The organism is Nonomuraea cavernae, assembly GCF_040655715.1.
Taxonomy (GTDB): Bacteria; Actinomycetota; Actinomycetes; order Streptosporangiales; family Streptosporangiaceae; genus Nonomuraea; species Nonomuraea cavernae_A.
Genome location: NZ_JBFAKL010000016.1, coordinates 50639 through 76334 on the forward strand (window position 1 = coordinate 50639; position 25696 = coordinate 76334).

The following is a 25696-nucleotide window of genomic DNA, read 5'->3' on the forward strand; positions in this document are numbered from 1 at the left end:
CAGGCGCGAAAAGACGGTATCGGGAGGACCGAATTAGACGCGAAGGGCTCGTGAGACGCGAGTGACCAGATGGTCGGTCAGTGGCCCGTAATAGCGGGGTAGCACGTTGTCGTCGAGGGGCACGACCACGTCCAGCTTGCCCTCCGCCTCGCCCAGGAAGAGCCCCGGATCGTTGCTGTCGGCGAAGCCCACTGTAGGCACCCCTGCCTCACCCGCCGCACCCGCCCACCCGTGGTCGGCGATCACCAGGTCGGGCTGCAGGTCGCCGAGCTCGCTCAGCATCCGCTCCATCGGGGCCGAGTCATGGGTGTGCACGAACCCGCCCTTGTCATCGAGCATCGCCACGTCGTCGAGGTAGCGGATCCGGCGCTGGCGGCCGTACCCCGACCCGGAGTAGATCCAGCCCTCGGCGGGCGTCAGCAGCGTGGCTCCGTGGGCGGCGGCGAACCTGGCGAGCGGCTGGTGGACGGCCAGCAGACCGGTGGGGTGGCCGGTGGCGAACAGCAGCTTGGGCTGATCGCGTGACAGGGCCGCGGCGATGCGGTCGGCCATGGCGTCGAGCGCGTCGATCGTCCGCTCGGGGTCGATGGTGTCCTGGCCCCAGCGGTGACCGGAATCGGCGACCACGCCGGCGGACTTGGCCATCGTGGCGAGGATGTCGCGGAAGGACCACGGCTGCTCGAAGGTCAGGCCCAGCATGTAGTAGGGGTCGTCGTTGGCCAGCGAGCTGTAGTGGTCGAGGTTGTTCTCGCGGGGGGTCGCGACCTCACCGGCGATGCGGGTTCGAATCAGGTGCTCGCGGAGTTGATCGCGGCTCAGCACAGCTTTCCTCGCTAGGGCATCGGGTCGAGGCCGTGCAACGGGAAGACCGCGTTCCGGGTCGCCATGATCGCACGGTCTATGGGGTCCGCAGGGTCATAACCATGGGAAAGGTCACGAAATTCCGGATTGCGGCCATCGGTCATCGTCAGCGGCGGCATCTCACCCGTACGTTCCCTGGCCATGGTCCGCCAGGCCTGGCTGGTCGGCGTGGCCGGGTCGAGAGGATGCCCGGCGACCTCGGCGATCAGGTGGGTCCAGGCCCGCGGCACCACCTGGACGAGCTCGTAACCACCGCCGCCGGTCACGATCCAGCGCCCGCCGGCCGTCTCGTGGGCCAGCCGGTGCAGCGCGGCGTAGGAGACGCGCTGGGCGTCGAGGCTGAGCATCAGGTTGGCCAGTGGGTCGAGCGCGTGGCTGTCGCAGCCGTGCTGGGTCACCAGGATCTCCGGCCGGAACTCGCGCAGCAGCGGCGGCACCACCGCGTCGAAGGCCCGCAGCCAGCCCGTGTCGCCGCAGCCCGCCGGGAGCGCCACGTTGACCGCCGAGCCGTCGGCGCCGGTCTCCGACGGGAACCCGGTGCCGGGGAACAACGTGCGCGGGCTCTCGTGCAGGCTGATCGTCAGCACCCGCGGGTCGTCGTAGAACATCGCCTGCACGCCGTCACCGTGGTGCACGTCTACGTCGACGTAGGCGATCCGGCTCGCGCCCTGGGCGAGCAGCCAGGCGATGGCCAGCGCCGGGTCGTTGTAGACGCAGAAACCACTGGCCGCGGACGCCATCGCGTGGTGCAGGCCGCCGGCCACGTTGACCGCGTGCTCGGCCGTGCCCTCCCAGACCGCGCGGGCGGCGGCCAGCGAGGCACCGGCGATCAGCGCGGACACCTCGTGGACCCCGGTGAACGCCGGGTTGTCGGTGGTGCCGAGCCCCACCGAGAGGTCGGGGGCGCCCGTGGCGGAGACTCCCTTGACCGCCTCGATGTAGCCACGCTTGTGCACCATGGCCAGCTCGTCGTCGCTCGCGGGCACGCAGCCGGCCAGCTCGACCTTGTCCAGGACACCCAGCTCGCGCGCCAGCGCCATCGTCAGCTCCACCCTGACGGGAGCGAGCGGATGGCTGGGCCCGAAGTTGTACGTGGTCAGGGCGTCGTCCCAGATGACCCGTGCCGTCCGACTCATGCGTGCTCCCGTCACTCGCCCTCAGGGCGACGTTACCGCAGCGTCAATTGCCGCCGTCCACACGGGAAGGCTGGTTACCTCAGCGAAATACGGCCGCTTTTCCGCGTAAGGTCGGCTCATGCGCTTGGTGCGTCGGGTCACAGCCGCATGGCGTTTCCTCATGCGCCCCCGCGTCTTCGACACCGCGCTGGTCATCGTGCTGGCCGGCGGCGCGTGCGCCGGGATGATCTCGGTGCTGCTCCAGGATCACCTGGACGTCGCCATGGGCGCGGCGCTCTTCATGATCACCTCGTTCCCCCTCCTCGTACGGCGGAGCAGGCCGGTCCACGTCGCGGCGGTCGTCATCACGCTCGACATCCTCGGCATCGGCTTCGGCGTCGTCACGGCCAACAGCCTGCCCGGGGCGATCGCCCTCTACAGCGTGGGCCGCTACACCCCGGGCCGGACGGCGGCGCTCACCGCCGGGGTCGCCGCCCTGGCGTACGGCGCGGCGTCCCAGCCGGCCGCCCCCGGGCCGGGAGCGCTGGTGCCGGCCGTGGTCTACGTCCTGGTGTTCGTCGGCCTGGGTCAGTTCGTCAGGGCCCGCGCCGAGCTCAGGGAACGGGAGCGGCGGGAGACGGCCGACAACGCCGTCCGCGCCGAGCGGCGGCGCATCGCCAGGGAGCTGCACGATGTCGTGGCCCACCACCTCAGCGTGATCAACGCCCTGGTCGGCGGTGCCCGGGCCACGCTCCCGCCGGGTCACGAGGTCACCCGCGAGGCCCTGTCCGGCGCCGAGGGAACGGCCCGCCAGGCGCTGGCGGAGATGCGGCAGCTGCTCTACGTGCTCAGGGCCGACGACGGCGGCGACGCCGACGCCTCGACCGGGGTCGGCGCCGCCCGGCTGTCAGCGCTGATCAAGGAGGCCATGACGGCCGGGCTGCCCACCAGCCTGACCGTGACCGGCGAGGTCGCCCCGCTGCCCACGGCCGTGGACCACGCCGTTTACCGCATCGTCCAGGAGGCGCTGACCAACACCCGCAGGCACGCCTCGGGCGCGCGGGCCAGTGTCCTGCTGACCTACCGGGAATCGGCCGTCGAGGTCGAGGTGGTCGACGACGGCGTCGCCGTGCCACCAGGCGGCACGCCGGGGTTCGGGCTCAACGGCATGGCCGAGCGGGTGGCGCTGTGCGGCGGCGAACTGCGGACGGGGCCGCGTCCCGATGGCGGCTTCCGGGTCCACGCCCTCATCCCTTTGGAGCAGTCATGATCACGGTGTTGCTGGTGGACGACCACGCGCTGGTGCGCATGGGGTTCAAGCTGATGCTCGACGCCCAGCCTGACGTGAGCGTGGTCGGCGAGGCCGGCGACGGGGCCGAGGCGGTCGAGCTGAGCAGGCGGCTGCGACCCGACGTGGTGGTGATGGACCTGCACATGCCCGGCCTGGACGGGGTGCGGGCGACCGAGCTGATCACCGCCGAGTTGCCCCACGTGCGGGTGCTGGCGCTGAGCACGTTCGACCTGGACGAGAACGTGGTCGCCGCGCTCCGGGCCGGGGCGGGCGGGTTCCTGCCCAAGGACATCTCGCCGGAGGAGCTGGTCGAGGGCGTCCGGGTGGTGCACCGGGGCGAGTCGGCCGTCGCGCCGCGCCTGCTCACCCGCCTGATCGGCACGTTCGTCCGCGCCTCGCGGCAGCGCCGGTCGGCGACCCCCACGCCCCCGGCCGGGCTGGCCGCGCTGACCGAACGCGAGCGGGAGATCCTGAAGCTGATCGCCCGCGGCCGGTCCAACGGGGAGATCGCCGGCGAACTGGGCGTGTCGTCGTCCACCGTGAAGAACCACGTGACGAACCTGTTCGCCAAGATCGACGTCAGGGACCGGGCACAGGCCGTGATCATCGCCTATGAGGCGGGCCTGATCACTCCTGGAGAGTAGGACCCAGGTCCCAGAGACACGCCGCCCGAACGGTTCTCTGGCAGGACGAGATCGGCGGCCGCCTGGGTCACGCTGGAGTCATGACCATGATCCGGGCAACGAGCCTGACCAAACGCTACGGGCGGACCGTCGCCGTGTCGGACCTGTCCTTCGACGTCGAACCCGGCCAGGTGACCGGGTTCCTCGGACCCAACGGCGCCGGCAAGTCCACCACCATGCGCATGATCCTCGGCCTCGACCGGCCCTCGGGCGGCTCGGTGCTCGTCGACGGGCTGCCCTACCAGGAGCTGCGCCACCCGCTGCGCAAGGTCGGCGCGCTGCTGGACGCCAAGGCCGTGCACGGCGGCCGGAGCGCCCGCAACCACCTGCTGGCCATCGCCCAGAGCAACGGCATCCCAGCGAGCCGGGTCGAGGAGGTGCTGGCGCTGGTCGGGTTGCGCGAGGTGGCCAGGCGGCGGATCGGCGGCTTCTCGCTCGGCATGTCGCAGCGCCTCGGGATCGCCGCCGCGCTGCTCGGCGACCCGGAGATCCTGCTCTTCGACGAGCCGGTCAACGGGCTCGACCCCGAGGGCATCCTGTGGATCCGCACGCTCATGCGCGAGCTGGCCGCCGAGGGCCGCACGGTCTTCGTCTCCAGTCACCTGATGAGCGAGATGGCGCAGACCGCCGACCACCTGGTGGTGATCGGCCGCGGCAGGCTGATCGCCGACACCAGCGTGGCGGAGTTCATCGGGCGCAGCTCGCAGGGCTACGTACGGGTGCGCTCGCCCCGCCTGGACGAGGTGGCGAAGCTGATCGAGATCGGTGAGCCGCACGCCGGCCACCTGCGCGTGACCGGGATGACCCCCCTGGAGATCGGCACGATCACCGCGCGGGCGGGGCTGCCGCTGGAGGAGCTGACCTTCGTCCAGCCCTCGCTCGAAGCCGCCTACATGGAGCTCACCAAGGACAGTCTGGAGTTCTCGTCATGATGGAGATCCTCACCTCCGAGTGGACCAAGATACGCTCGGTCCGCTCGACCGTCTGGACCCTGGCGAGCACGGCGCTGCTGATGCTGGCCATCGGTGTCCTGCTGTCGATCGCGGTGGCCGGCTCCACCGACGGGCCGGTGAACGGCGCGGAGGCCACCCGGGTCAGCATGGCCGGGCTGACGTTCGCCTCGCTGTCCATCGCCACGCTGGGCGTGCTGGTCGTCTCCAGCGAGTATCGGACCGGCGCCATCCGCACCTCGCTGATGGCCGTGCCCAGGCGGCTGCGGCTGCTGTCCGGCAAGATCGTGGTGTTCACCGCGGTGGCGCTGGTGGTCTGCATGGCCTCCTCGTTCGCCACCTTCCTCATCTCGCAGGCGATCCTCGACGGGCCCGCGCTCGGCGAGCCCGGCACGTTGCGGACGGTCGCCGGCACCGGCCTCTACCTGACGGCGTCCGGCCTGTTCGGGCTGGCGCTCGGCGCGCTCGTACGGCACACGCCCGGCGCGATCGTGGCGGCCATCGCCCTCATCCTCGTGCTGCCGCAGCTGACCAACGTGCTGCCCGGCGAGTGGGGCGCGGCCGTGCACGACCACTTCACCTCCAACGCGGGGCTGCAGATCGCGATGCCCGTGGAAAGCAATCCGCTGGGCCCGTGGAGTGGGTTCGGCGTCTACCTGGCCTGGATCGCGGTCACCCTGGTCGCGGCGGCCGTCCTGATGCGACGCCGGGACGCGTGACCGGTCGGTTCACTCGGCGCGCAGGGCGATGACGGGATCGAGCCGTCCCGCCCTGCGCGCCGGCGCGACCCCGAAGAACACGCCCACCACGACCGACACCCCGAAGGCCAGCGCGATGGACCACCAGGTGATCGAGGCGGGCACCTCGGTGAGCGACCTGATGGTCAGCGCGCCGCCGACGCCCAGCGCGATGCCGATCACGCCGCCGATCGTGGTCAGCAGCACCGCCTCGATGAGGAACTGGGCCAGCACGTCCCGCTGCCTCGCGCCGAGCGCCTTGCGCAGCCCGATCTCGCGGGTCCGCTCACGCACGCTGACCAGCATGATGTTGGACACGCCCACCCCGCCGACGAGCAGCGAGATGCCCGCGATGGCCGCCAGCACGCCGGTGAGCATGCCGAGGACGCTGCCGATCGTGCCCAGCAGCTGAGTCTGGGTGACGGCGGAGAACTTCTCCCCCGGATACCTCTCGACCAGCGCGGCCACCACCCGCGCCTGCAGCCGCTCGATCTCGTCGGGCCCTGAGGCGCCCACCGCGAGCCCGTTGACCCGGTCGATGCCGAGCATCCGCTGGGCCGTGGTCACCGGGACGTGCACCTCCTGGTCCCGCGAGAGCCCGAACGTCTGACCGACCGTGGCGTAGACGCCGATCACCCGGAACCTGACCCCCGCGATCGACACCTGGCGGCCGATGGGGTCGATGTCGCCGAACATCTCCGTCGCCACCTCCGCGCCGAGCACGGCCACCCGGCGCCGCGTGTCGACGTCGGTCTCGCTCAGCGCGCGGCCCCTGGCGAGCGGCCGCTCGAAGATGTTGGTGAGGTTCTGGTCGGTGCCGAGGATCGTGACGAACGCCTCGTTTCGCCCCACCCGTACGGTCTCCCCCGATTGGAGCGAGACCGTCACCTTGGCCGGGTCGCCGACCACGCGGCGCACGTAGGCCACGTCGGCCAGGCTGAGCCTGCTCTGCGTCGGCGCCGCGCCCACGCTGAGCCGGCCCGGCACGACCAGGATGATGTTGGTGCCGAGACCCGAGATCTGCTTCTCGACCGCGTCCTTCGCGCCGGTGCCGACGGCCACGAGGATCACCACGGCCAGCACGCCGATGATGACGCCGAGCATGGTGAGGACGCTGCGCAACCGGTTGACCCGCAGCGCCTCCAGCGCCATGGCGAACGCCTCACGCGTGTTCATGGCCTCACTCCGTTCGGCGGCTCGGTCACCGAGATCCGCCGCCTTCCCTCGTCACTCCGGTCGCTCCGCTCCCGGCGCTCCTCAGTCCAGGCGACGGCGCTCCCTCGCGGGTTCATGGCGTTCGGCTTGCGGTGCCGGTGTCGAGCTCGATGAGCCCGTCACGGACGTGGATCTGCCGCCTGGCGTGCGCCGCGACCTCGGGCTCGTGCGTGACCAGCACGACGGCCACCCCGCTCTCGCCGTTGAGCCGGTCGAGGATGGCCATCACCTCGGCGCCGTTGCGGGTGTCGAGGTTGCCGGTGGGCTCGTCGGCGAGCAGCACCTTGGGCTCGCCCACCAGCGCGCGGGCGATGGCCACCCGCTGCTGCTCGCCACCGGACATCTGGGACGGCCGGTGCTCCATCCGGTGGCCGAGCCCGACGGACTCCAGCGCGTCCTTCGCCCGGGCGCGCCGCTCGGACCTGCCGAGCCCCCGGTAGACCAGCGGCAGCGCGACGTTCTCCAGCGCGGTGGTCCTGGCCAGCAGGTGGAAGGACTGGAAGACGAAGCCGATGGTCCGGTTGCGCAGCTCCGCCAGCGCGGTTTCGGACAGGCCCGACATCTCCACGCCGTTGACCCGGAGCACGCCGGAGGTGGGCCGGTCGAGGCAGCCGAGCAGGTGCATGAGCGTGGACTTGCCGGAGCCGGACGGGCCGATGATGGCGGCGAACTCGCCCTGGCCGATCCGGAGCGAGACCCCGCGCAGCGCCTCGACGGCCACGCCGTCGAGTTGGTAGCGCCGGGTGAGGTCGACCGCCTCGATCGCGGGCGTCATGAGAGGCTCTGGCCCTGCCGTACGGAGTCGGCGCCCTTGACCACGATCCGGTCGCCGACCGACAGCCCGCCGAGCACCTCGACCACCGCCTCGCCCTGGGCGCCCAGCTTGACCACGCGGCGTTCGGCGACGCCGTTGCGGTCCGCCCAGACCACGCTCTCGCGCCCGCTGGTGACGATCGCGGAGGCGGGGACGGCGATGGCCGACGGCGACTCGCGCACGGTCAGCCGCGCCACCGCGCTCATCCCCGGCTTGGGGGTGGGCGCGTCGGTGCCGTCGTCGAAGGCGCCCGCGCCGAGCGAGAGCTGCACCGGGTAGCTGACGCCGCCGGTCGTGCCCTCCTTGGGGGTGACGCCGACGCCGGTCACGCGGGCCGGGTAGCCCGCGCCGGGCACGGCGTCGAGCTCCGCCGTGGCCCTGGTGCCCTTCTTGACCAGCAGGACGTCGGTCTCGTCGATGTCGGCGGACAGCGTGAGTTTCGAGACGTCGGTGACGGTCACGATCGAGTCGCCCGCCGACACGGGCACGCCGGTCGCCACCGGGCTGCCGCCGCCTGAGCCACCGGACGAGACCGAGGGCAGCTGCCCGCCGCCGCCGGGAAGCCGGCTGAGCAGGCCGTCCAGCCCGGCCGTGCCCCCGTCGCCCGACGCGCGGCCGAGCGTGACCACGCCCGCGAACGGCGCCTTGACGGTGAGCGACCTGACCGTGCCCTCCGCCGCCTTGACCGCGGCCTTCGCCTGCGAACTGGACGCGGCCTGGAGGGAGGCCATCGAGGAGGTCAGCCCGCCGAGCCCGCTGGTCACCCCGGACAGGACGCTGTTGACGGAGCGGTTGAGCTGCGCGGTGATCGACGCGAGCGCCCTGGTCTGCGCCCGGTGCTGGGCCTGCGCCAGGTCAATCGCGCCGAGCAGTTGCTTGCGGGCCTCGGTGTCGCGGATCTTCCTGGCCTCCCGGCGGGCCTTCGCGAAGTGCTTGCGCACCTTGGCATCGAAGGCCCTGGTGTCGAAGGAGGCGAGCCGGACCGTGGGGCGGCCGATGCTCGGGACGGCCCGGGTGGCCGACTTGGCCGCCGCGCGGGCCTGCTTGAGCTGGTCCTCGGCCTGGGGTGAGCGGATCTTGACCAGGGTCTGGCCCTTGGCGACCTGCTGGCCCTCGCGGACGTACAGTTCGGCGATCGTGCCCTGGGCGGGCGAGCGCAGCGTGGCCGTGGCGCGGGCACCAATCGTGGCCGGGGCCTCGACGATCTCGACGACCGGGGCTCGCCCGACCTCGGCGAGTGCGATGTTCGCCGGCTCTTCGGTGGTGCAGCCGGTGAGAGCGAGTAAGACGAGCAGCGGGGGGATGCCGCGACGAATCGTCACCCGGCCCATCGTAAGGATCTGGTCACGCGGGTGACGGAGAAACCATCCATCGACGGCACTCCAGGCGCTTGCGGCCCTTCGCGGTCAGCCGGCGGCGAGCTCGCGGCCCCGGTCGCGGGCGGCCTCGATGGCGGCCAGGAAGGCGGCGCGCACGCTGTGCCGTTCGAGCTCGGCGATGGCCGCGATCGTGGTGCCGCCGGGCGAGGTGACGGCCTCGCGCAGGATCACCGGGTGCTCGCCCGAGTCGCGCAGCATCACGGCCGCGCCCACGATGGACTGGGTGACCATGTCGAGCGCGGCGGCTCTCGGCATGCCGAGCAGGATGCCCGCGTCGACCATGGCCTCGACCAGGTAGAAGAAGTAGGCGGGGCCGCTGCCCGACAGCGCGGTGGCGGCGTCCTGCTGCGACTCGGGGATGCGCAGCACCTTGCCGACCGGCTTGAGCAGGCCCTCGGTGTGCCTGAGGTGCTCCTCGCCCGCGTGGGCGCCCGCCGAGATGACGCTCATCGCCTCGTCGAAGCGGATCGGCGTGTTGGACATGACCCTGACCACGGGCACCTCGACACCGAGCCGCTGCTCGACGAAGGACGTGGTGATGCCGGCCGCGGCGGTGATCACCAGGCGGTCGGCGGGCACGTAGGGGGCGATCTCGGTCAGCAGCGTCGCCATGTCCTGCGGCTTGACGGCCAGGATCAGCGTGTCGGCGGCCTTGGCGGCCTCGGCGTTGGTGACGGTGCGCACGCCGTAGGACTCGCGCAGCGCCTGCGCCCGCTCGGGCCTGCGGGTGGTGGCCAGGATGTCGCCCGGCTTGAACCCGGCGCGCAGCAGCCCGGACAGCAGGGCCTCGCCCATTTTGCCGGTGCCCAGAATCGCAATCACGTCAGCAGCCTACCGACCGCTCAACGTCTGCCCAGCAGTGACCGCAGGAAGAAGGCCAGGTTGCGGGGCCGTTCGGCGAGGCGGCGCATGAGGTAGGGGTACCAGTCGGAGCCGTAGGGCACGTAGACCCGCATCCGGCCGCCCAGCGCCGCCAGCCGACGCTGCTCGTCGGGGCGTACGCCGTAGAGCATCTGGTACTCGAAGGACGAGGTGTCGCGCCCGTGGAGCACGGCGAGCGTCGAGGCGATCTCCACCAGCCGCGGGTCGTGCGTGGCGACCATCGGGTAGGCGGCGCCGTCCATCAGCACCCTGAGGCAGCGTACGAACGAGCGGTCGATGTCGGACGTGGACGTGTAGGCCCCCGGGGCGGTGTAGGCGCCCTTGCAGAGCCGCACCCGGGCGCCGTCGAGCTCGGCGAGCCGCGCGCAGCGCTCCTGCGCGCCGGGCAGGTAGGCCTGCACCACGACGCCCACGCCGGGATGCTCCTTGCGCAGCATCGCGTGCACGGAGTGCAGCCCCGGGATGGTGTCGTGCTCCTCGGCGTCGAGCGTGAGCGTGATGCCCCGGAGGGCGGCCCGCTCGCAGATGGTGGCCGCGTTGTCGAGCGCGGTCTGCTCGCTCAGCCGCAGGCCCAGCGCGGTCAGCTTGACCGACACGTCGGCGCCCTCGGGTATCCGGCCGAGCAGGTCGAGGTAGGCGTGGACGGCGCCCTCCGCCTGCGCCCTGTCGGTCACCTCCTCGCCCAGGTGGTCGACCGAGACGAGCAGGCCCTCGCGGGTCAGCTCTGACACGACCGCGCCGATGTCGTCGGCGACGTAGCGCCTGACCACGTCCTTGGTCAGCGGCGAGGTGGACACGAGGCGCTCGGCGCGCTCGCTTCTGGAGACGGCCAGCAGGGCCTGACGGAGCACGGGTCCAACCCTAACTTCACCGGAGCGGCGACCGCTGGCTCTGTCCCGATGAACCTGTGGACGGCCCCGTCCGTCGTATGGGTATGCGCACGATGACAGCGACTCTTCTGGCCGGGTGTCTGGTGCTCGCGACGGGCTGTGGCACGGCGTCGTCCGAGGGACGGACCACGTCCTCCGCTCCGGACACGCCGGTGTCGGCCTCGGCCGTGTCGACGACCCCCACCACCTCCGTCCCCAAGGGCCCCGAGCCGGTCAAGCCGATCGGCGACGCGATCAACACCCGCAAGGTCCCCTGGACCAAGGCCGAACGCCTGTCGAAGGGCACCAAGATCCGGCTGGTCTGGACGTCGGGTGTGGCCCCCTGCACCGTGCTCGACCGGGTGAAGGTCAAGGAGACCCGCAAGCGGGTCACCATCACCCTGTACGAGGGGACGGCGCCGCAGGCGAAGGACGTCTCCTGCATCATGATCGCGATCGAGAAGACCACGACCGTCAAGCTCAAGAAGCCGCTCGGCAAGCGCAAGCTCGTGGACGGCGGCAAGTCCTGAGCCGACCGGGCGAGACTTCCGACAACCCCGGCATGGACTCCGTGCCGGGGTTTCGCGTGCAAGAGGGCGGGAATGCGTGGCGCGTCAGTTAGCTTGAGTCGAGTAGGCTCAAGTCGTTTGACAAACCTTCCAGGCATTCGTAGGTTGAGTCTGACCGACTCAACTTTGACTACAAGGACGTACTCATGGCACGTGCGGTAGGTATCGACCTTGGGACGACCAACTCCGTCGTCTCGATCCTCGAGGGCGGTGAGCCCACCGTCATCGCAAACGCGCAGGGCTCGCGGACCACCCCGTCCGTGGTCGCCTTCGCGAAGAACGGCGAGGTCCTGGTCGGCGAGGTCGCCAAGCGCCAGGCCGTCACCAACGTGGACCGGACCATCCGCTCCGTCAAGCGCGAGATGGGCACCAACTGGTCCCAGGAGATCGACGGCAAGAAGTTCTCCCCCCAGCAGATCAGCGCCTTCGTGCTGCAGAAGCTCAAGCAGGACGCCGAGGCCTACCTGGGCGAGAAGATCACCGATGCGGTGATCACGGTTCCGGCCTACTTCAACGACTCCCAGCGGCAGGCCACCAAGGAGGCCGGCACGATCGCGGGCCTCAACGTGCTCCGCATCATCAACGAGCCCACCGCCGCGGCGCTCGCCTACGGACTCGACAAGGACCAGGACCAGACGATCCTCGTCTTCGACCTCGGCGGCGGCACCTTCGACGTGTCCCTGCTCGACGTCGGCCAGGAGGACGGCCACGGCTTCGTCGAGGTCAAGGCCACCTCCGGCGACAACCACCTCGGTGGCGACGACTGGGACCAGCGGGTCGTCGACGAGCTGGTCACCCGGTTCAAGAACGCCCACGGCGTCGACCTGTCCAAGGACAAGATGGCCCTCCAGCGCCTGCGTGAGGCGGCGGAGAAGGCCAAGATCGAGCTGTCCAGCCAGTCCGAGACCAGCATCAACCTGCCCTACATCACGGCTTCGGCCGAGGGCCCGCTACACCTCGACGAGAAGCTGACGCGCGCCGAGTTCCAGCGGCTGACGGCCGACCTGCTCGAGCGGACCAAGGGCCCGTTCCACCAGGTCATCAAGGACGCCGGCATCAAGCTCGCCGACATCGCCCACGTGGTGCTCGTCGGCGGCTCGACCCGCATGCCCGCCGTCACCGAGCTCGTCAAGGAGCTGACCGGCGGCAAGGAGCCCAACAAGGGCGTCAACCCCGACGAGGTCGTCGCCATCGGCGCCGCGCTGCAGGCCGGCGTGCTCAAGGGCGAGGTCAAGGACGTCCTGCTGCTCGACGTGACCCCGCTGTCGCTGGGCATCGAGACCAAGGGCGGCATCTTCACCAAGATCATCGAGCGCAACACGACGATCCCGACCAAGCGCTCCGAGGTCTTCACCACGGCCGAGGACAACCAGCCGTCGGTGCAGATCCAGGTCTACCAGGGCGAGCGCGAGATCGCCTCCTACAACAAGAAGCTCGCCACGTTCGAGCTGACCGGCATCGCGCCGGCGCCGCGCGGCATCCCGCAGATCGAGGTCACCTTCGACATCGACGCCAACGGCATCGTCAACGTCTCCGCCAAGGACCTGGGCACGGGCAAGGAGCAGACGATGACGATCACCGGCGGCTCCGCGCTGCCGAAGGACGACATCGAGCGGATGATGCGCGAGGCCGAGTCCTACGCCGAGGAGGACAAGAAGCGCCGCGAGGAGGCCGAGGTCCGCAACAACGCCGACGGGCTCGCCTACCAGACGGAGAAGTTCCTCCGCGAGAACGACGACAAGGTCCCGGGCGAGATCAAGACCGAGGTCAACGACGCGCTGAGCGAGCTGAAGAAGGCTCTCGACGGCACCGACACCGACCTCATCCGCACCTCCGCGGAGAAGCTCGCCACGGTCAGCCAGAAGATGGGTTCCGCGATCTACGCCCAGAGCCAGGGCGCGAGCGGCGAGGGCGCCCCGCAGGACGCCGCGCAGGGCCAGCAGACCCAGGACAAGGCCGACGACGACGTCGTCGAGGCCGAGATCGTGGACGACGACCAGGCTAAGAAGGACAAGTGATGCTGCCGCGCGACAACGGGCACGAGGAGCCGGTGATCCGCGACAACCGCAAGATCGACCCCGAGACGGGAAAGGTGCGCGTGCCCTCAGATGGCAAGGCCGAGCAGCCCGCCGCTCCTGAGGCCAAGGCCCAGGACGGCGAGCTGAAGGCACAGCTCACCGAGCGGACCGCCGATCTCCAGCGCCTCCAGGCCGAATACACCAACTACCGCAAGCGGGTCGAGCGTGACCGGATCGCGGTCCGCGAGCAGGCCGTCGCGGGCGCGTTGATGGAGCTCCTTCCCGTGCTCGACGACATCGGACGGGCCCGCGACCACGGCGAGCTCAACGGGGGCTTCGCGAAGGTGGCAGAGTCACTGGAAGCGACGCTCACCAAGCTCGGGCTCTCCGCGTTCGGCCAGAAGGGCGACCCCTTCGACCCGACCGTCCACGAGGCGCTGATGCACAGCTACTCGCCGGACGTGACCGAGCCCACCGCGATCGAGGTGTTGCAGCTGGGTTACCGCATGGGTGAGCGGCTGCTGCGCCCGGCGCGGGTGGCCGTGGCCGAGCCCGAGGACGCCCCCCCGGCGTCCGCAGACGACGACAACTGACAAAGAGCGAAGGGCCCTGTAGATGAGCACCAAGGACTACCTGGAGAAGGACTACTACGCCGTCCTTGGTGTGCCCAAGTCCGCCACCGCCGATGAGATCAAAAAGGCGTACCGGAAGCTGGCCAGGCAGTATCACCCGGACACCAACCAGGGCGACCCGGCCAAGGAGACCAAGTTCAAGGAGGTCTCCGAGGCCTACGACATCCTGTCCGACAGCAAGCGCCGCAAGGAGTACGACGAGGCGCGCACGCTGTTCGGGTCGGGTGTCGGCGGCCAGCGTCCCGGCGGTGGCGGGTTTCCGTTCGACTTCGGTGACCTGTTCGGCGGCACGGCCGGCCAGCAGGGCGGTCACGGTGCGGGAGAGCGCATCGGCGACCTGTTCGGCGGGCTGTTCAACCGCGGCGGTTCGACGCGTACGAGCGGCACGACGCGTCCGCGCCGTGGCCAGGACGTCGAGTCCGAGGTCACGCTGACGTTCACCGAGGCGGTCGAGGGCAGCACGGTGTCACTCCGCCTGACCAGCTCGGCCGCCTGCGCGGCGTGCACCGGCACGGGAGCCAAGGCCGGCACGACCCCCCGGGTCTGCCCGACCTGCGAGGGCACCGGCGCGGCGAGCCGCAACCTGGGCAACTTCGCCTTCTCCGAGCCCTGCCGTGACTGCAAGGGCCGCGGGCTGCTCGTCGACGACCCGTGCCCCGTGTGCGAGGGCAGCGGCCGGGCCAAGAGCACCCGCACCATCCAGGCGCGCATTCCCGCCGGGGTGGCCGACGGCCAGCGGGTCAAGCTCAAGGGCAAGGGCGCGCCGGGCGAGAACGGCGGTCCCGCCGGAGACCTCTACATCCAGACCAACGTCAAGCCGCATGCGGTGTTCGGCCGGATGGGCGACAATCTCACGATCGTCGTGCCGGTGACGTTCACCGAGGCGGCGCTCGGCGCCGAGATCAAGGTGCCGATCCTCAAGGGAATGCCGGTCACGCTGCGCATTCCGCCGGGCACGCCCAACGGCCGTACGTTCAGGGTGCGCGGCAGGGGTGTCGCCCGCAAGGACGGCACCAAGGGAGACCTGCTCGCCAGTGTCGAGGTGGTCGTTCCCAAGACGCTCGACGACAAGTCGCGTGATCTCCTGTCGGAGTTCAACACCGCGACCGCGGGTGACGACCCGCGGGCCGATCTCATTCTGCGAGCCAGAAGCGAGTAGCCGATGGACGCCAACTATTTCGACCTGTCAGACGACACTCCTGTCTATGTGATCTCGGTGGCCGCCCAGCTGTCGGGCCTGCATCCGCAGACGTTGCGGCAGTATGACCGGCTCGGGCTGGTCTGCCCAGGCCGTACGGCGGGACGTGGCCGCCTCTACTCGACCCGCGACATCGTCCAGTTGCGCGAGGTGCAGCGGCTCTCCCAGGAGGAGGGCATCAACCTCGCCGGCATCAAGCGGATTCTCGAGCTCGAGAACGAGGCGTTGCGGCTGCGTGAGGAGGTTCACCGCCTCCGCTCCGAGATGCAGATGGTCAGGGCGCTGATCCGATACGAGCTGCCACCGGGGGCCTAGAAAGATGGACTACAAGCTCACCCAGAAAAGTCAGGAGGCTCTTTCGGGGGCCATGCGGCGCGCCGCCGCCGAGGGCAACCCGGAGATCGCTCCGGTCCACCTGCTGAGCACACTGCTCTCCCAGACCGGCGGCACCGCCATGCCCCTGCTGGAAGCCGTGGGCGCCGACTGGAAGACCTTGCGGGCCAAGGCCGAGGAGCAGCTGGCCGCGCTGCCCAAGGCGCAGGGCTCCACCGTGAGCGCGCCGTCGAGCTCGCGCCAGCTGCTGACCGTGATCAACACGGCGGCCCAGCGGGCCAAGCGGCTGGAGGACGAGTACGTCTCCACCGAGCACCTGCTCGTGGGCCTGGCCACCGACGGCGGCCAGACGGCCGAGCTGCTCAAGTCGCAGGGGGCGACCCCGCAGGCGCTGCTCGACGCGTTCGAGAAGGTGCGCGGCCACGCCCGCGTCACCAGCGCGACCCCCGAGGACACCTACCAGGCGCTGGAGAAGTACGGCGTCGACCTGACCGAGCAGGCCCGCAGCGGCAAGCTCGACCCGGTCATCGGCCGCGACTCCGAGATCCGCCGGGTCGTGCAGGTGCTGTCGAGGCGCACCAAGAACAACCCGGTGCTGATCGGCGAGCCCGGCGTCGGCAAGACCGCCGTCGTCGAGGGCCTCGCCCAGCGCATCGTGGCCGGTGACGTGCCCGAGTCGCTGCGCAACAAGCGGCTGATCTCGCTCGACCTGAGCGCGATGGTCGCGGGCGCGAAATACCGGGGCGAGTTCGAGGAGCGGCTCAAGGCCGTGCTGTCCGAGATCAAGGAGAGCAACGGGCAGATCGTCACCTTCATCGACGAGCTGCACACCGTGGTGGGCGCGGGCGCGGCCGAGGGCTCGATGGACGCGGGCAACATGCTCAAGCCCATGCTGGCCCGCGGCGAGCTGCGCATGATCGGCGCGACGACGCTCGACGAGTACCGCGAGCGCATCGAGAAGGATCCCGCGCTGGAGCGGCGCTTCCAGCAGGTGTACGTGGGCGAGCCCACGGTCGAGGACACGATCGCGATCCTGCGCGGGCTGAAGGGCCGCTACGAGGCCCACCACCAGGTGCAGATCGCCGACAGCGCGCTGGTCGCCGCCGCCGCGCTGTCCGATCGCTACATCACCAACCGCTTCCTCCCCGACAAGGCCATCGACCTGGTCGACGAGGCCGCCTCCCGGCTCCGCATGGAGATCGACTCCCGCCCGGTGGAGATCGACCAGCTCCAGCGCAACGTCGACCGGATGAAGATGGAGGAGCTGGCGCTGTCCAAGGAGACCGACGAGGCCTCCGTCCAGCGGCTGGAGCGGTTGCGCAAGGAGCTGGCCGACCGCCAGGAGGAGCTCAACGCCCTGGTCGGCCGCTGGGAGCACGAGAAGGCCGGCCTGAACAAGGTCGGCGAGCTGAAGAAGCAGCTCGACGAGGCCCGCGGTGGCGCCGAGCGGGCCCAGCGCGACGGCGACTTCGAGACGGCCTCCAAACTCATGTACGCCGAGGTCCCCAGGCTGGAGCAGGCGCTGCGCGCCGCGTCCGAGGCCGCGCCGTCCGACAACGCCATGGTCAAGGAGGAGGTCGGCCCCGACGACATCGCCGAGGTCATCTCGTCCTGGACGGGCATCCCGGCCGGGCGTCTGCTGGAGGCTGAGACGGCCAAGCTGCTCCGCATGGAGGAGGAGCTGGGCAGGCGTCTCATCGGGCAGCAGCGGGCCGTACAAGCCGTCTCCGACGCCGTACGGCGCAGCCGCGCGGGCATCTCCGACCCCGACCGGCCGACGGGCTCGTTCCTGTTCCTCGGCCCCACCGGCGTGGGCAAGACCGAGCTGGCCAAGGCGCTGGCGGAGTTCCTGTTCGACGACGAGCGGGCGATGACCCGCATCGACATGAGCGAATACTCCGAGAAGCACAGCGTCGCCCGGCTGGTCGGCGCGCCTCCCGGCTACGTGGGCTACGAGGAGGGCGGCCAGCTCACCGAGGCGGTGCGGCGCCGGCCCTACACCGTGGTGCTGCTCGACGAGGTGGAGAAGGCGCATCCCGAGGTCTTCGACATCCTGCTGCAGGTGCTCGACGACGGGCGGCTGACCGACGGGCAGGGCCGCACGGTCGACTTCCGCAACACGATCCTGATCCTCACCTCCAACATCGGCTCGCAGTTCCTGGTCGACCCGAAGCTGGAGAACGGCGCCAAGCGCGAGGCCGTCATGGGCGCGGTGCGGGGCTCCTTCAAGCCCGAGTTCCTCAACCGGCTCGACGACGTGATCCTGTTCGACGCGCTCGGCACCGAGGAGCTGACCCGCATCGTCGACCTGCAGGTCGACCGGCTCGCGCAGCGGCTGTCCGACCGCAGGCTGACGCTGGACGTCACGCCCGCCGCCCGCGAGTGGCTGGCGCTCACCGGCTACGACCCGATGTACGGCGCGCGTCCCCTGCGCCGCCTGGTCCAGTCGGCGATCGGCGACAAGCTGGCCAAGGCGGTGCTGTCCGGCGAGGTCGTCGACGGCGACGGGGTCAAGGTCGACCTCGGCGACGACGAGCTGACGATCCAGCGGGCCTGATCACACGCCCGGCCGATGCCCGGAGACCGATCGGTCTCCGGGCGTCGGCGTCTCACGGGAGGGTCAGGCGGCGTCCCTCTCGGTAAGGTCTGGCCCACCCTTCAGGCAAGCCGCCTGCCGCGCGACGCCCGCCTGGCTAGCTTCAGCGTTCGTCAGATCACCGAGAACGATCAGGGGGACGTGAAGTGTCATCTCGGAACATCCGAAGCGTCATTGCGGTGGCCACTCTGACCGCGGGGGTGTCCTGGTTCGCGGCTAGCCCGGCGGCTGCGGACGACTGCGCCCACCGGTCGGCGACGCCGAACCTGCCCGCGACCACGACGACGTTCTGTGACGGGCCGCTCGGCGTCCAGACGCCCGGCGGCGAGGTGTACGACCTCGCCGGGCAGGAGGGCGAGGAGGTGTCCGAGGTCGTCACGCGGACGGCCAAGCGGCTCGGCCTGACCGGCCTGGCGACGGCCGGATCCGACACGGCCGCGGCCGACCTGGCCGGAGACGCCGCCTCGGGCCGGCCCGCGCTGCCGTCCGGGGTCCAGAACCCGGCGGGGCTGAAGGACGTGTCGACGATGACCTCGACGCCCGACCTTCCCGGGCTTCCGACGGTGCCGTTCGCGCTGCCCGTCGCGACGTCCTTCGGCGAGCTCACCGACGGCGAGCGGCCGGTGGTCCTCCCCCGGCCCGAGGTCTTCCGCCGGCCGGTGCACAGGCTGCCGCGCAGGGTCGCGACGAAAACCCTCGCCACGGTGCCCAAGGCGGTGGACGCCACCCAGCTGCCGCGGACCGACGTCGCTGAGGTCGGCGGTGTCGGCGATCTGCTGAAGGATCTCGACCTCGACTGACCACGGCCGCTGGGCGGGCGCCGGTCCGGCGCTGACGCCCACCACGCCCGTGTGCGGGCCGCGCCGCCCGCCCACGGCTTTCCATAGGTGAAGGGGCCGCGGCCGGCCGGCCGCGGCCTCTTCGCGCCGCGCTCAGGAGATCAGCGCGTCGATCTCGTCCTCGGGCAGGCCCAGGTCGACCCTGATGCGATAGCGGGTGCGCAACAGGGCCAGGTGCTCGGGGTCGTCCTCGTCGCAGGCCAGCACGGCCTGGGTCGCCCACTCGAGTCCGGCCTTCAGGTCGCCGTAGGCGACCAGGGTCTCGGCGATCGTGTGGGACGTCGCCGGGGTCGCCCGGCCCTCGGTGCGGATGGTTTCGATGACCTCCCTCGCCTCAGCGGGTCTGTCGAGCTCGAACAGCGTGTCGGCGATGCCGGCGCGCGGGTCGATGCTCGACTCGCCACCGTCCTCCATCGCGCGCTGGAAGCACTCCAGCGCGCGCGCCGGCTGCCCGGCCGCTCGCCATTCCTCGGCCGCGAGGACCAGGATGGACGCCCTGGAGACATCGCCTGAGGAATAACTCAGCGCGACGTCGTACAGCCGCCTGGCCAGGGAGCTGTGGTCGTCGGCCAGCAGTGCCTGCTCAAGCAGGCGATCAAGGTGCTCACGGGTCACATGCGCCACAACGCGAGACTACCGAGCCCCATGCCGCTTTGCCCGGTCAATGCACATCGCCGATGCAGCACGAGTTTTGCCGACGTTCTGGTAAAGCCTGACTACGCTCGGCGTGTCCCGGCAGCTCGAAGGGCATATTCCGGTAACACGCGCGCGGGCGGGAGGGGCTGCGATGAGCATGTCCAAGCAGATGACCTTCACGCTCGCCTGTGCGGTGGCCCTGTCGGCCTTGGTGCCGGGCACGGCCGGATACCTGTCGGCGCGCCTGGAGGCGATCCGCACAGCGGAGCGCTCGCTGCGCGCGGTCGAGGTCAGGCTGGACGTCAGGATGGCCCGCGAGGCGAGAGAGGGCGGCTCCGTGTCGTTCCCGGAGCACTGCGTGTCCCCATCGACGACGGCCGAGCCACCGGCCACGGCGCTGCGGACCGAGGACCGGCACCACCGCAGGGACCACCGGCCGGCGCAGCTGTCGGACTGGCTGCCCCAGCTGGTCGAGGCGCACTAGGCCGGGCGGTGCCACCGCGGTGGGGCTCAAGCCGACTAGCGACCGCTGCCCGAGGTGATGCCTCCTTGGGAACCGATCACTTCGACCTGGCCGAGGTCGGCGGTCTTCGGCGGGATGCGCGCGACGACCTGGATCAGCTCGGTGGTCTTCATGTAGGTGTAGTACTTGCCGGGCAGGAGCCCGTTGTCCTTCCGGAAGACGTAGTTGCGTTGCGGCCCCTGGTGTACGTCGTAGCGGCGGGTCCGTTCGATAGTGGTGAAGGCGAGCGCTCCGCCGTCGGCCGTGCGCAGGGCGTAGGAGGGGTACACAGTGGCCGGACGAGCGCTCTCGGTGAGCTTGGCGTACTGGCTCATCTTGACGCGGTTGGACGAGGCGTCGGTGGTGAGCCAGTCGGCGGCGAAGCGACTCTTGGACGTCTCGGTGCCCTTGCCTGCCAGGTGGGCGGCGTAGCTCTTGGCGAACGTGGCGGGTGACATGATCAGCCCGCTGGAGTCGGAGTGCGCCACCGCCTCGGCCGTTCCCGAGGCGTCCGTCGCGATCTCAGGGAGTCCGGCCGCGACCTGGCCCTCGAAGGCATCGGTGGCGTACATCTGCCGCCAGGAGTCTCCGGCGCTGGCGAACACCAGGTAGGTCGGTTCCTCGGCGGTCCCGATCTTGCTCTTCCAGTACGCCGTGGTCAGGAACCAGCGCCCCTCCTTGACGGCCGGCACGGTGTAGGTGGGCTTGGTGTAGCCGAACGGCTGGTAACCGTCGCGGCGGCCGAGCTTGCGACTGGAGGCGTAGGCCGCCTTGTCGATGACGAGGCTGGAGCCGCCTTCGTAACCCGCCAGCAGTTTGTCGTTCTTGGCCTTGTTGGCGGCGTTGTTGCGCTTGACGTAGTCCTCCAGGACCGAGGCGGTCTCCTGGGCGGTGACCGGAGCGGCCGAGGGTGTCGGGGTGGCGGTGGCCGTTGCGGGCGCCGCCTGCTTCGGGCCGCCTCCCGGCAGGACGGAGCATCCTGCCACCGCTAACCACCCAACCATGCACATAAATCGCCGCATCAAGACCGCCTCCCGATATTTCGGCACCAAAGCGGCCAAACCTATCAACAGTGCTTGTCAGGTGCACGAAGAACTCAGGGAGCTCCGAACCTCGTACAGGCCCCTAAGCGGGAGTGGGCGACCAGGCGTTGAGCTGGCGCGACAGGAAGCCCCGGACGAGCTGCTTGGCCGCCTCGATGATCTCGGGCGACCCCTCGGGCAGGCGCCGGAACGCCAGCTTGAGGACCGCGTCGCCGGCTTCGACGGCGACCAGCACGGCCACGTCGAGCTCGTGGCTGTCGGCCAGCCCGAACTCACTGAGCAACAGCCCGCGCAGCCGCCCGGCGATCACCGTGTTGTTGTCGGAGTCGGAGTCGAGCAGGTTGAGGTCGACCACGTCGCCGAAGTGCAGGCTCTTGAAACCTGGAACGGTCCGATGCATCGTGACGTACTCGTCGATGATCGCGTCGACCGCCTCCCACCAGCCGTCGTAGTCCTCTTCGAGGAACCTGCGACCGACGCGGGAGACGAACAGCTCGACGTTGCGCCGGGTCAGCTCCTGGGTGATCGCTCGCTTGTCGGGAAAGAACTGGTAGACCGACCCGATCGCGACACCGGCCCGGTCCGCGATGCGAGTGGTCGAGAGCGCCTCGTAGCCGATCTCGTCGAGAAGCTCGGCACAGGCGTCGAGCATCCGCTCGACGCGACGCGCGCTACGGCGCTGTGTGGGCCGCCGTCGTAACGGCTGGCGCTGCGAGCAGTCTTCGTCAATTTGGGGGGACGGCACGAATTCCATCCTCCCCCCATCCGGGCGATCGTTACCGGTCAATGGGCTTATTTCTCCGGGAGACCGCTCTCTCAGAAACACCGGACAACCGGGCCAGCCCTCGCATCGCGCCCGGGGAGATCCTGGACAGCGCGTAGCCGATCTTCCCCTCGGCGTTGACCGGGACGACGGGCTGGTCACGGTGTACGGCGCGAAGGATGTGCGCGGCGACCCGCTCGGGCGGATAGCCGCGGCGCTCCAGCCCGCGTTCGGCGGCCTCACGCAGGTCGCCTGCGCCGACGTACGTGGCGTTGCGGGCGATGCGGGTGGACACGAAGCCGGGGCAGATCGCGCTCACGCCGATGCCCTTGCCGGCGAGCTCGGCCCGGAGGCAGTCGCTGAGCATCTTCACCGCCGCCTTGGAGGTGGAGTAGGCGGGCAGCACCCTCGACGGGGCGAACGCGGCGAGCGAGGCGATGTTGACGATGTGGCCGCCCTCTCCGCGCTCGACCATCTGCGCGGCGAACAGGCGGCAGCCGTGGACCACGCCCCACAGGTTGACGTCGATGGTCCGCCGCCAGTCGTCGACCGAGTGGTCCAGGAAACCGCCGCTGACCGCGATCCCCGCGTTGTTCACCACGATGTCCGGTACGCCGTACTCAGTCCGGATATTTCGTGCGAAGTCCTCCATCTGTGCGGCGTCGGCCACGTCGACCCGCACGGCGTGCGCCGTCCCCGCGAGGTCCTTGGCGATGCCGTCGGCGGTGCGCGCCGCCGCGTCGGCGTCGAGATCGGCGCAGACCACCTCGGCCCCGTGCGCCGCGAAGGCCCGCGCGGTGGCGCGGCCGATCCCGCTGCCCGCGCCGGTGATCACCACCAGCCGATCCTGGAACGCCCGGCGCCCCTCCTTCACCAGCGCGGCGCGCAGACTCCTCGCGGCCGGGCCGCCACCGGTGTGCTCGGCGAACTCGGCGATCATCCGGGCGACCACGGCGGGGTGGGTGCGCTGCGCCCAGTGCCCGGCGGCGATCCGGCGGTGCCAGAACCTCCGCACCCCCCGCCCGAGCCAGGCCACCAGGGCCGGGGACACGAACCGGTCACGGGTCGCGTCGATCAGCTGAACCGGCACATCGATGTCCGGCTCGGCCTCGCCGCCCGACCGGTCGCCTATGTTCCGCCGGTAGAGCCAGAGCCCGTTGGCGGCGTCCTTCTCCAGCGTGGGCGCGGGATGGCCGGGGCGGGGCTGGACGCCGTCGAGTCGCAGGGTGCGCTCCAGCAGGCCGGGCATGACCGTACGCCAGGCCAGCTCGGGCAGGTAGGGGGTCTGGAACGCGCCGATGTACCACGACCTGGCGAGTTGCCCGGCGACGTCGCGACGCCTGCCGCGCCTGGCGAAACTCGTCGTCTGGGCGACGCCCGGGCCACCGAAGCCGGTGAAGGAGATGATCCGGTCGCGCAGGCCGGGCCTGGCCACCACGTCCCAGCCCTGCACCGAGCCCCAGTCGTGACCGACGAGGTGCACGGCGGGCTTGCCGATCGCGTCGAGCACGGCCACCAGGTCGGCCGCCAGGTGGTCGAGGGTGTAGTGGCCGGTGTCGCGCGGGGCACTGGAGTCGCCCGCGCCGCGCACGTCGTACCGCACCACGTGGAACCGGTCGCGCAGGAGGCCGGCCACTTCGTCCCAGACGCGGTGCGTGTCCGGATAGCCGTGGATCAGCAGGATCGTGGGATCGTCCGGGTCGCCCTCCTCTAAGACCGCCAGCCGCACGTCACCGGATTCGATCCATCGCATCGCGACCTCCTATTGGACGACTCGTCCAAACATAGAGCGGGTCAGGGGCGCGAGGCCAGACCGGTGCAGGAACGCAGCGCCCGCCAGTCGGCCACCGCCTGGGTGCGGGCCGAGCCGGTCATCGGCACCGGCAGGCCGCCCTGGATGGTGGCGGGAGTCCAGCTGTCCTTGAGCACCTTGCGGCCGTTGATGGTGAGGGTCAGCACGCCGGTGCGGCCGGTGGTGGCGGGGTTGGAGTTGTAGAAGACGAAGTTGCCCAGGCCGTAACTGATGTAGGCGTTGCCCAGGTATCCGGCGCCGAGCAGGATGTGCGCGTGGCCGCCGACCACCACGTCGGCACCCGCTTTGACCAGCTTGGGGGCGAGCGAGAGCTGCGCCGGGTTGGGACACTTCTGCATCTCGGTGCCCCAGTGCAGGTGCACGATCACGGTGTCGGAGTTCTTGCGCGCCTGGCGTACGGCCTTCAGCAGGCGGTCCTCATTCTTGGCCGAGGCGAGCCCGCCCTTGTCGCCGCCGGCCGTCCACGAGGCGATGAACTCCGCGTCGAGCACCTGGGTCGCCCCGATGATCGACACCCGGTTGCCGTTGACGACCTTGCGGTACGGCTTGTACGCCTCGGCCTCGTTCTTTCCGATGCCCACCACCGGGAACCTGGACCGTTTGATGGCCGCCAGCGAGTCGGCCAGCCCGGTGTCCATGTAGTCCATGCCGTGGTTGTTGGCCATCGACACCACGTCCACGCCGGCGGCCTTGAGCGCGGTGAACGCGCTGGCCGGCGCCCGGAATGTGTACTGCTTGCCCGGCGCGGGGGTGCCGCCCGTGGTGATCGCGGTCTCCAGGTTGATCATGGACAGGTCGGCCTTGCGCAGGACCTGCGCGATCGGCCCCAGCGCCGTGCGCGGGTCGTTCAGCCGGGGCCGCAGCATCCCCTCGAAGTGCACGTCGCCGCCGAACGAGATCGTGAACGGCCGCCGCACGGGCGACGGCTTGGCCGAGGCGGTCGTGGGCTTCTCGACCACTTCCTGGCTCTGCGGCTCCGGCTCGGCAGTGGAGCACGCGGAGGCCGCGGTGAGGGCGCCGACGACGGCCACGGCGAGGAGGGCACGGGGGAGTCTCACTTGTTGGCACTTCCGCTCGATCCAGACGTTCAGCCCACGAGCATGCCATGTGCGACCGGTTTGTGCGCGTCGCTAACCGACGGCCATGAGCCACTCCACGGCGGCGCGGCTCTCCTCCCCGAGCGGCGTGTAGATCACCAGGCGCGTCTCGGGCGCCGACGCCAGGTCGAAGCTGGTGATGCGGAAGCCGATCTCACCCAGCACCTCGTGCTTGAACCTCTTGTCCCGCGGCCCGCGCTCGGCCACGTCCTGGCGCGCCCAGAGCCTGGCGAACTCGGCGCTCTCCGCGCTCAGCCGGCGGACGAAGTCCTGCCAGCCGGGATCGTCGGAGTGGCGGCTGTAGGCGCCCCGGAAAATCGCCACGGCCCGCGACAGATCCTGGTCGCGGTCGGCCGGCGTGGCCGACATCCTGGGGTTGAGGCAGCCCTGCCAGAGGGTGTTGCGCTCGCCCTCCGGGGCCGCGACGACCTCGGGAAACAGCGCGCCGTAGGCGATGTTCCAGGCCAGCACGTCGCAACGGCTGTTGGCCAGGCAGGCGGGCAGGGGGTCGAGCCGGTCGAGGATCTCCCGCATCTCCGGAGTCACCCGGGTCACGTCGGCCGTCAGCGCGGTCTCCGGCCGGCCCGCCAGCAGGTAGAGGTGCTGCCGCTCCACGGGGTCGAGGCGGAGCGTGCGCGCGACGGCGTCGAGCACCTGGGGGCTGGCGTTGATCGGACGGCCCTGCTCCAGCCACGTGTACCAGGTCACACCCACCCCGGCGAGCTGCGCCACCTCCTCGCGGCGCAGGCCGGGCGTACGCCTGCGCGGGCCGGGCGGCAGATCGACCATCTCGGGCGTGATCCGCTCGCGACGGCTGCGCAGGAACGCCGCCAGGTCCGACCGCCGAGTTTCTGTCACCGT

Annotated in this window: 25 protein-coding genes; 12 read left to right on the top strand and 13 right to left on the bottom strand. The window is 70.6% G+C overall.

What is annotated here, in order from left to right; genetic code table 11:
• Positions 1 to 33: 33 nt before the first annotated feature.
• Together AB0I38_RS23175 and AB0I38_RS23180 are read right to left on the bottom strand one after the other, a co-directional pair.
• Positions 34 to 822, bottom strand: a complete 789-nt coding sequence (locus AB0I38_RS23175) for a phosphatase (RefSeq protein WP_358471346.1) — start codon at positions 820 to 822, stop codon at positions 34 to 36.
• Positions 823 to 833: 11 nt separating this feature from the next.
• Positions 834 to 1997 carry an acetoin utilization protein AcuC gene (locus tag AB0I38_RS23180; RefSeq protein WP_358471348.1) on the bottom strand — a complete coding sequence of 388 codons (1164 nt, stop codon included), beginning with the start codon at positions 1995 to 1997 and terminating at the stop codon, positions 834 to 836.
• 118 nt (positions 1998 to 2115) lie between these two features.
• On the opposite strand from AB0I38_RS23180, the gene AB0I38_RS23185 reads away from it, so the two are divergent.
• The 4 genes from AB0I38_RS23185 to AB0I38_RS23200 all read left to right on the top strand — a co-directional run bounded on the left by AB0I38_RS23185 (position 2116) and on the right by AB0I38_RS23200 (position 5619).
• Positions 2116 to 3246, top strand: coding sequence for a sensor histidine kinase (locus AB0I38_RS23185; RefSeq protein WP_358471350.1), 1131 nt, complete (start codon positions 2116 to 2118; stop codon positions 3244 to 3246).
• Entirely contained in the window at positions 3243 to 3911 is a 669-nt protein-coding gene (locus tag AB0I38_RS23190; RefSeq protein WP_358471352.1) for a response regulator transcription factor, read from the top strand. Before AB0I38_RS23185 ends, AB0I38_RS23190 begins: the two co-directional genes overlap by 4 nt.
• Positions 3912 to 3997: 86 nt before the next feature.
• Positions 3998 to 4882 (top strand): ABC transporter ATP-binding protein, encoded by an 885-nt coding sequence (locus tag AB0I38_RS23195; RefSeq protein WP_358471568.1) that lies wholly within the window; start codon positions 3998 to 4000, stop codon positions 4880 to 4882.
• On the top strand, positions 4879 to 5619 hold the full coding sequence (locus AB0I38_RS23200; protein WP_358471354.1) for an ABC transporter permease: 741 nt from the start codon (positions 4879 to 4881) through the stop codon (positions 5617 to 5619). The genes AB0I38_RS23195 and AB0I38_RS23200 overlap by 4 nt, the downstream gene beginning before the upstream one ends.
• Before the next feature lie 9 nt (positions 5620 to 5628).
• Here the strand turns inward: AB0I38_RS23200 and AB0I38_RS23205 are convergent, their stop codons facing one another.
• The 5 genes from AB0I38_RS23205 to AB0I38_RS23225 form a co-directional block, all read right to left on the bottom strand.
• Positions 5629 to 6813, bottom strand: a complete 1185-nt coding sequence (locus tag AB0I38_RS23205) for an ABC transporter permease (protein WP_358471356.1) — start codon at positions 6811 to 6813, stop codon at positions 5629 to 5631.
• A gap of 112 nt (positions 6814 to 6925) precedes the next feature.
• A complete protein-coding gene (locus AB0I38_RS23210) occupies positions 6926 to 7627 on the bottom strand; it encodes an ABC transporter ATP-binding protein (protein WP_358471358.1) in 702 nt (233 codons plus the stop codon).
• Entirely contained in the window at positions 7624 to 8988 is a 1365-nt protein-coding gene (locus AB0I38_RS23215) for an efflux RND transporter periplasmic adaptor subunit (protein WP_358471360.1), read from the bottom strand. Before AB0I38_RS23215 ends, AB0I38_RS23210 begins: the two co-directional genes overlap by 4 nt.
• Before the next feature lie 84 nt (positions 8989 to 9072).
• The gene (proC, locus tag AB0I38_RS23220) at positions 9073 to 9867 is read right to left on the bottom strand and encodes a pyrroline-5-carboxylate reductase (protein WP_358471361.1); all 795 of its coding nucleotides are present in this window, start codon (positions 9865 to 9867) and stop codon (positions 9073 to 9075) included.
• A gap of 20 nt (positions 9868 to 9887) precedes the next feature.
• Positions 9888 to 10778, bottom strand: a complete 891-nt coding sequence (locus tag AB0I38_RS23225; protein WP_358471363.1) for a proline dehydrogenase family protein — start codon at positions 10776 to 10778, stop codon at positions 9888 to 9890.
• A 92-nt stretch (positions 10779 to 10870) separates the two neighbouring features.
• On the opposite strand from AB0I38_RS23225, the gene AB0I38_RS23230 reads away from it, so the two are divergent.
• The 7 genes from AB0I38_RS23230 (at position 10871) to AB0I38_RS23260 (ending at position 18942) form a co-directional block, all read left to right on the top strand.
• Positions 10871 to 11326, top strand: coding sequence for a hypothetical protein (locus AB0I38_RS23230; protein ID WP_358471365.1), 456 nt, complete (start codon positions 10871 to 10873; stop codon positions 11324 to 11326).
• Between the two features lie 185 nt (positions 11327 to 11511).
• Positions 11512 to 13383 (top strand): molecular chaperone DnaK, encoded by a 1872-nt coding sequence (dnaK, locus tag AB0I38_RS23235; protein ID WP_358471367.1) that lies wholly within the window; start codon positions 11512 to 11514, stop codon positions 13381 to 13383.
• Positions 13383 to 13976, top strand: a complete 594-nt coding sequence (gene grpE, locus AB0I38_RS23240) for a nucleotide exchange factor GrpE (RefSeq protein WP_358471368.1) — start codon at positions 13383 to 13385, stop codon at positions 13974 to 13976. The genes dnaK and grpE overlap by 1 nt, the downstream gene beginning before the upstream one ends.
• A 22-nt stretch (positions 13977 to 13998) precedes the next feature.
• On the top strand, positions 13999 to 15174 hold the full coding sequence (gene dnaJ / locus AB0I38_RS23245) for a molecular chaperone DnaJ (protein ID WP_358471370.1): 1176 nt from the start codon (positions 13999 to 14001) through the stop codon (positions 15172 to 15174).
• Positions 15175 to 15177: 3 nt separating this feature from the next.
• Positions 15178 to 15528, top strand: a complete 351-nt coding sequence (locus AB0I38_RS23250) for a heat shock protein transcriptional repressor HspR (RefSeq protein ID WP_358471372.1) — start codon at positions 15178 to 15180, stop codon at positions 15526 to 15528.
• Positions 15529 to 15532: 4 nt separating this feature from the next.
• Positions 15533 to 18103 carry an ATP-dependent chaperone ClpB gene (gene clpB / locus AB0I38_RS23255; RefSeq protein ID WP_358471374.1) on the top strand — a complete coding sequence of 857 codons (2571 nt, stop codon included), beginning with the start codon at positions 15533 to 15535 and terminating at the stop codon, positions 18101 to 18103.
• A gap of 218 nt (positions 18104 to 18321) precedes the next feature.
• Positions 18322 to 18942: a hypothetical protein gene (locus AB0I38_RS23260; RefSeq protein WP_358471375.1), complete on the top strand. Its 621-nt coding sequence runs from the start codon at positions 18322 to 18324 to the stop codon at positions 18940 to 18942.
• Positions 18943 to 19074: 132 nt separating this feature from the next.
• Here the strand turns inward: AB0I38_RS23260 and AB0I38_RS23265 are convergent, their stop codons facing one another.
• Positions 19075 to 19605: a tetratricopeptide repeat protein gene (locus AB0I38_RS23265; protein WP_358471376.1), complete on the bottom strand. Its 531-nt coding sequence runs from the start codon at positions 19603 to 19605 to the stop codon at positions 19075 to 19077.
• A 163-nt stretch (positions 19606 to 19768) separates the two neighbouring features.
• Between AB0I38_RS23265 and AB0I38_RS23270 the strand changes: the two genes are divergently transcribed.
• The gene (locus tag AB0I38_RS23270) at positions 19769 to 20101 is read left to right on the top strand and encodes a hypothetical protein (RefSeq protein WP_358471378.1); all 333 of its coding nucleotides are present in this window, start codon (positions 19769 to 19771) and stop codon (positions 20099 to 20101) included.
• Between the two features lie 35 nt (positions 20102 to 20136).
• On the opposite strand, the gene AB0I38_RS23275 is transcribed toward AB0I38_RS23270, so the two are convergent.
• The 5 genes from AB0I38_RS23275 to AB0I38_RS23295 form a co-directional block, all read right to left on the bottom strand.
• On the bottom strand, positions 20137 to 21105 hold the full coding sequence (locus AB0I38_RS23275; RefSeq protein ID WP_358471380.1) for a hypothetical protein: 969 nt from the start codon (positions 21103 to 21105) through the stop codon (positions 20137 to 20139).
• Between the two features lie 139 nt (positions 21106 to 21244).
• Positions 21245 to 21814, bottom strand: a complete 570-nt coding sequence (locus AB0I38_RS23280; RefSeq protein ID WP_358471382.1) for a TetR family transcriptional regulator — start codon at positions 21812 to 21814, stop codon at positions 21245 to 21247.
• A gap of 124 nt (positions 21815 to 21938) precedes the next feature.
• Positions 21939 to 23678, bottom strand: a complete 1740-nt coding sequence (locus tag AB0I38_RS23285) for an SDR family oxidoreductase (RefSeq protein WP_358471384.1) — start codon at positions 23676 to 23678, stop codon at positions 21939 to 21941.
• A 41-nt stretch (positions 23679 to 23719) separates the two neighbouring features.
• Positions 23720 to 24796 (bottom strand): CapA family protein, encoded by a 1077-nt coding sequence (locus tag AB0I38_RS23290; protein WP_358471386.1) that lies wholly within the window; start codon positions 24794 to 24796, stop codon positions 23720 to 23722.
• Between the two features lie 72 nt (positions 24797 to 24868).
• Complete coding sequence (locus AB0I38_RS23295; RefSeq protein WP_358471388.1) at positions 24869 to 25693, bottom strand: helix-turn-helix transcriptional regulator; 825 nt, start codon at positions 25691 to 25693, stop codon at positions 24869 to 24871.
• Between the last annotated feature and the right edge of the window lie 3 nt (positions 25694 to 25696).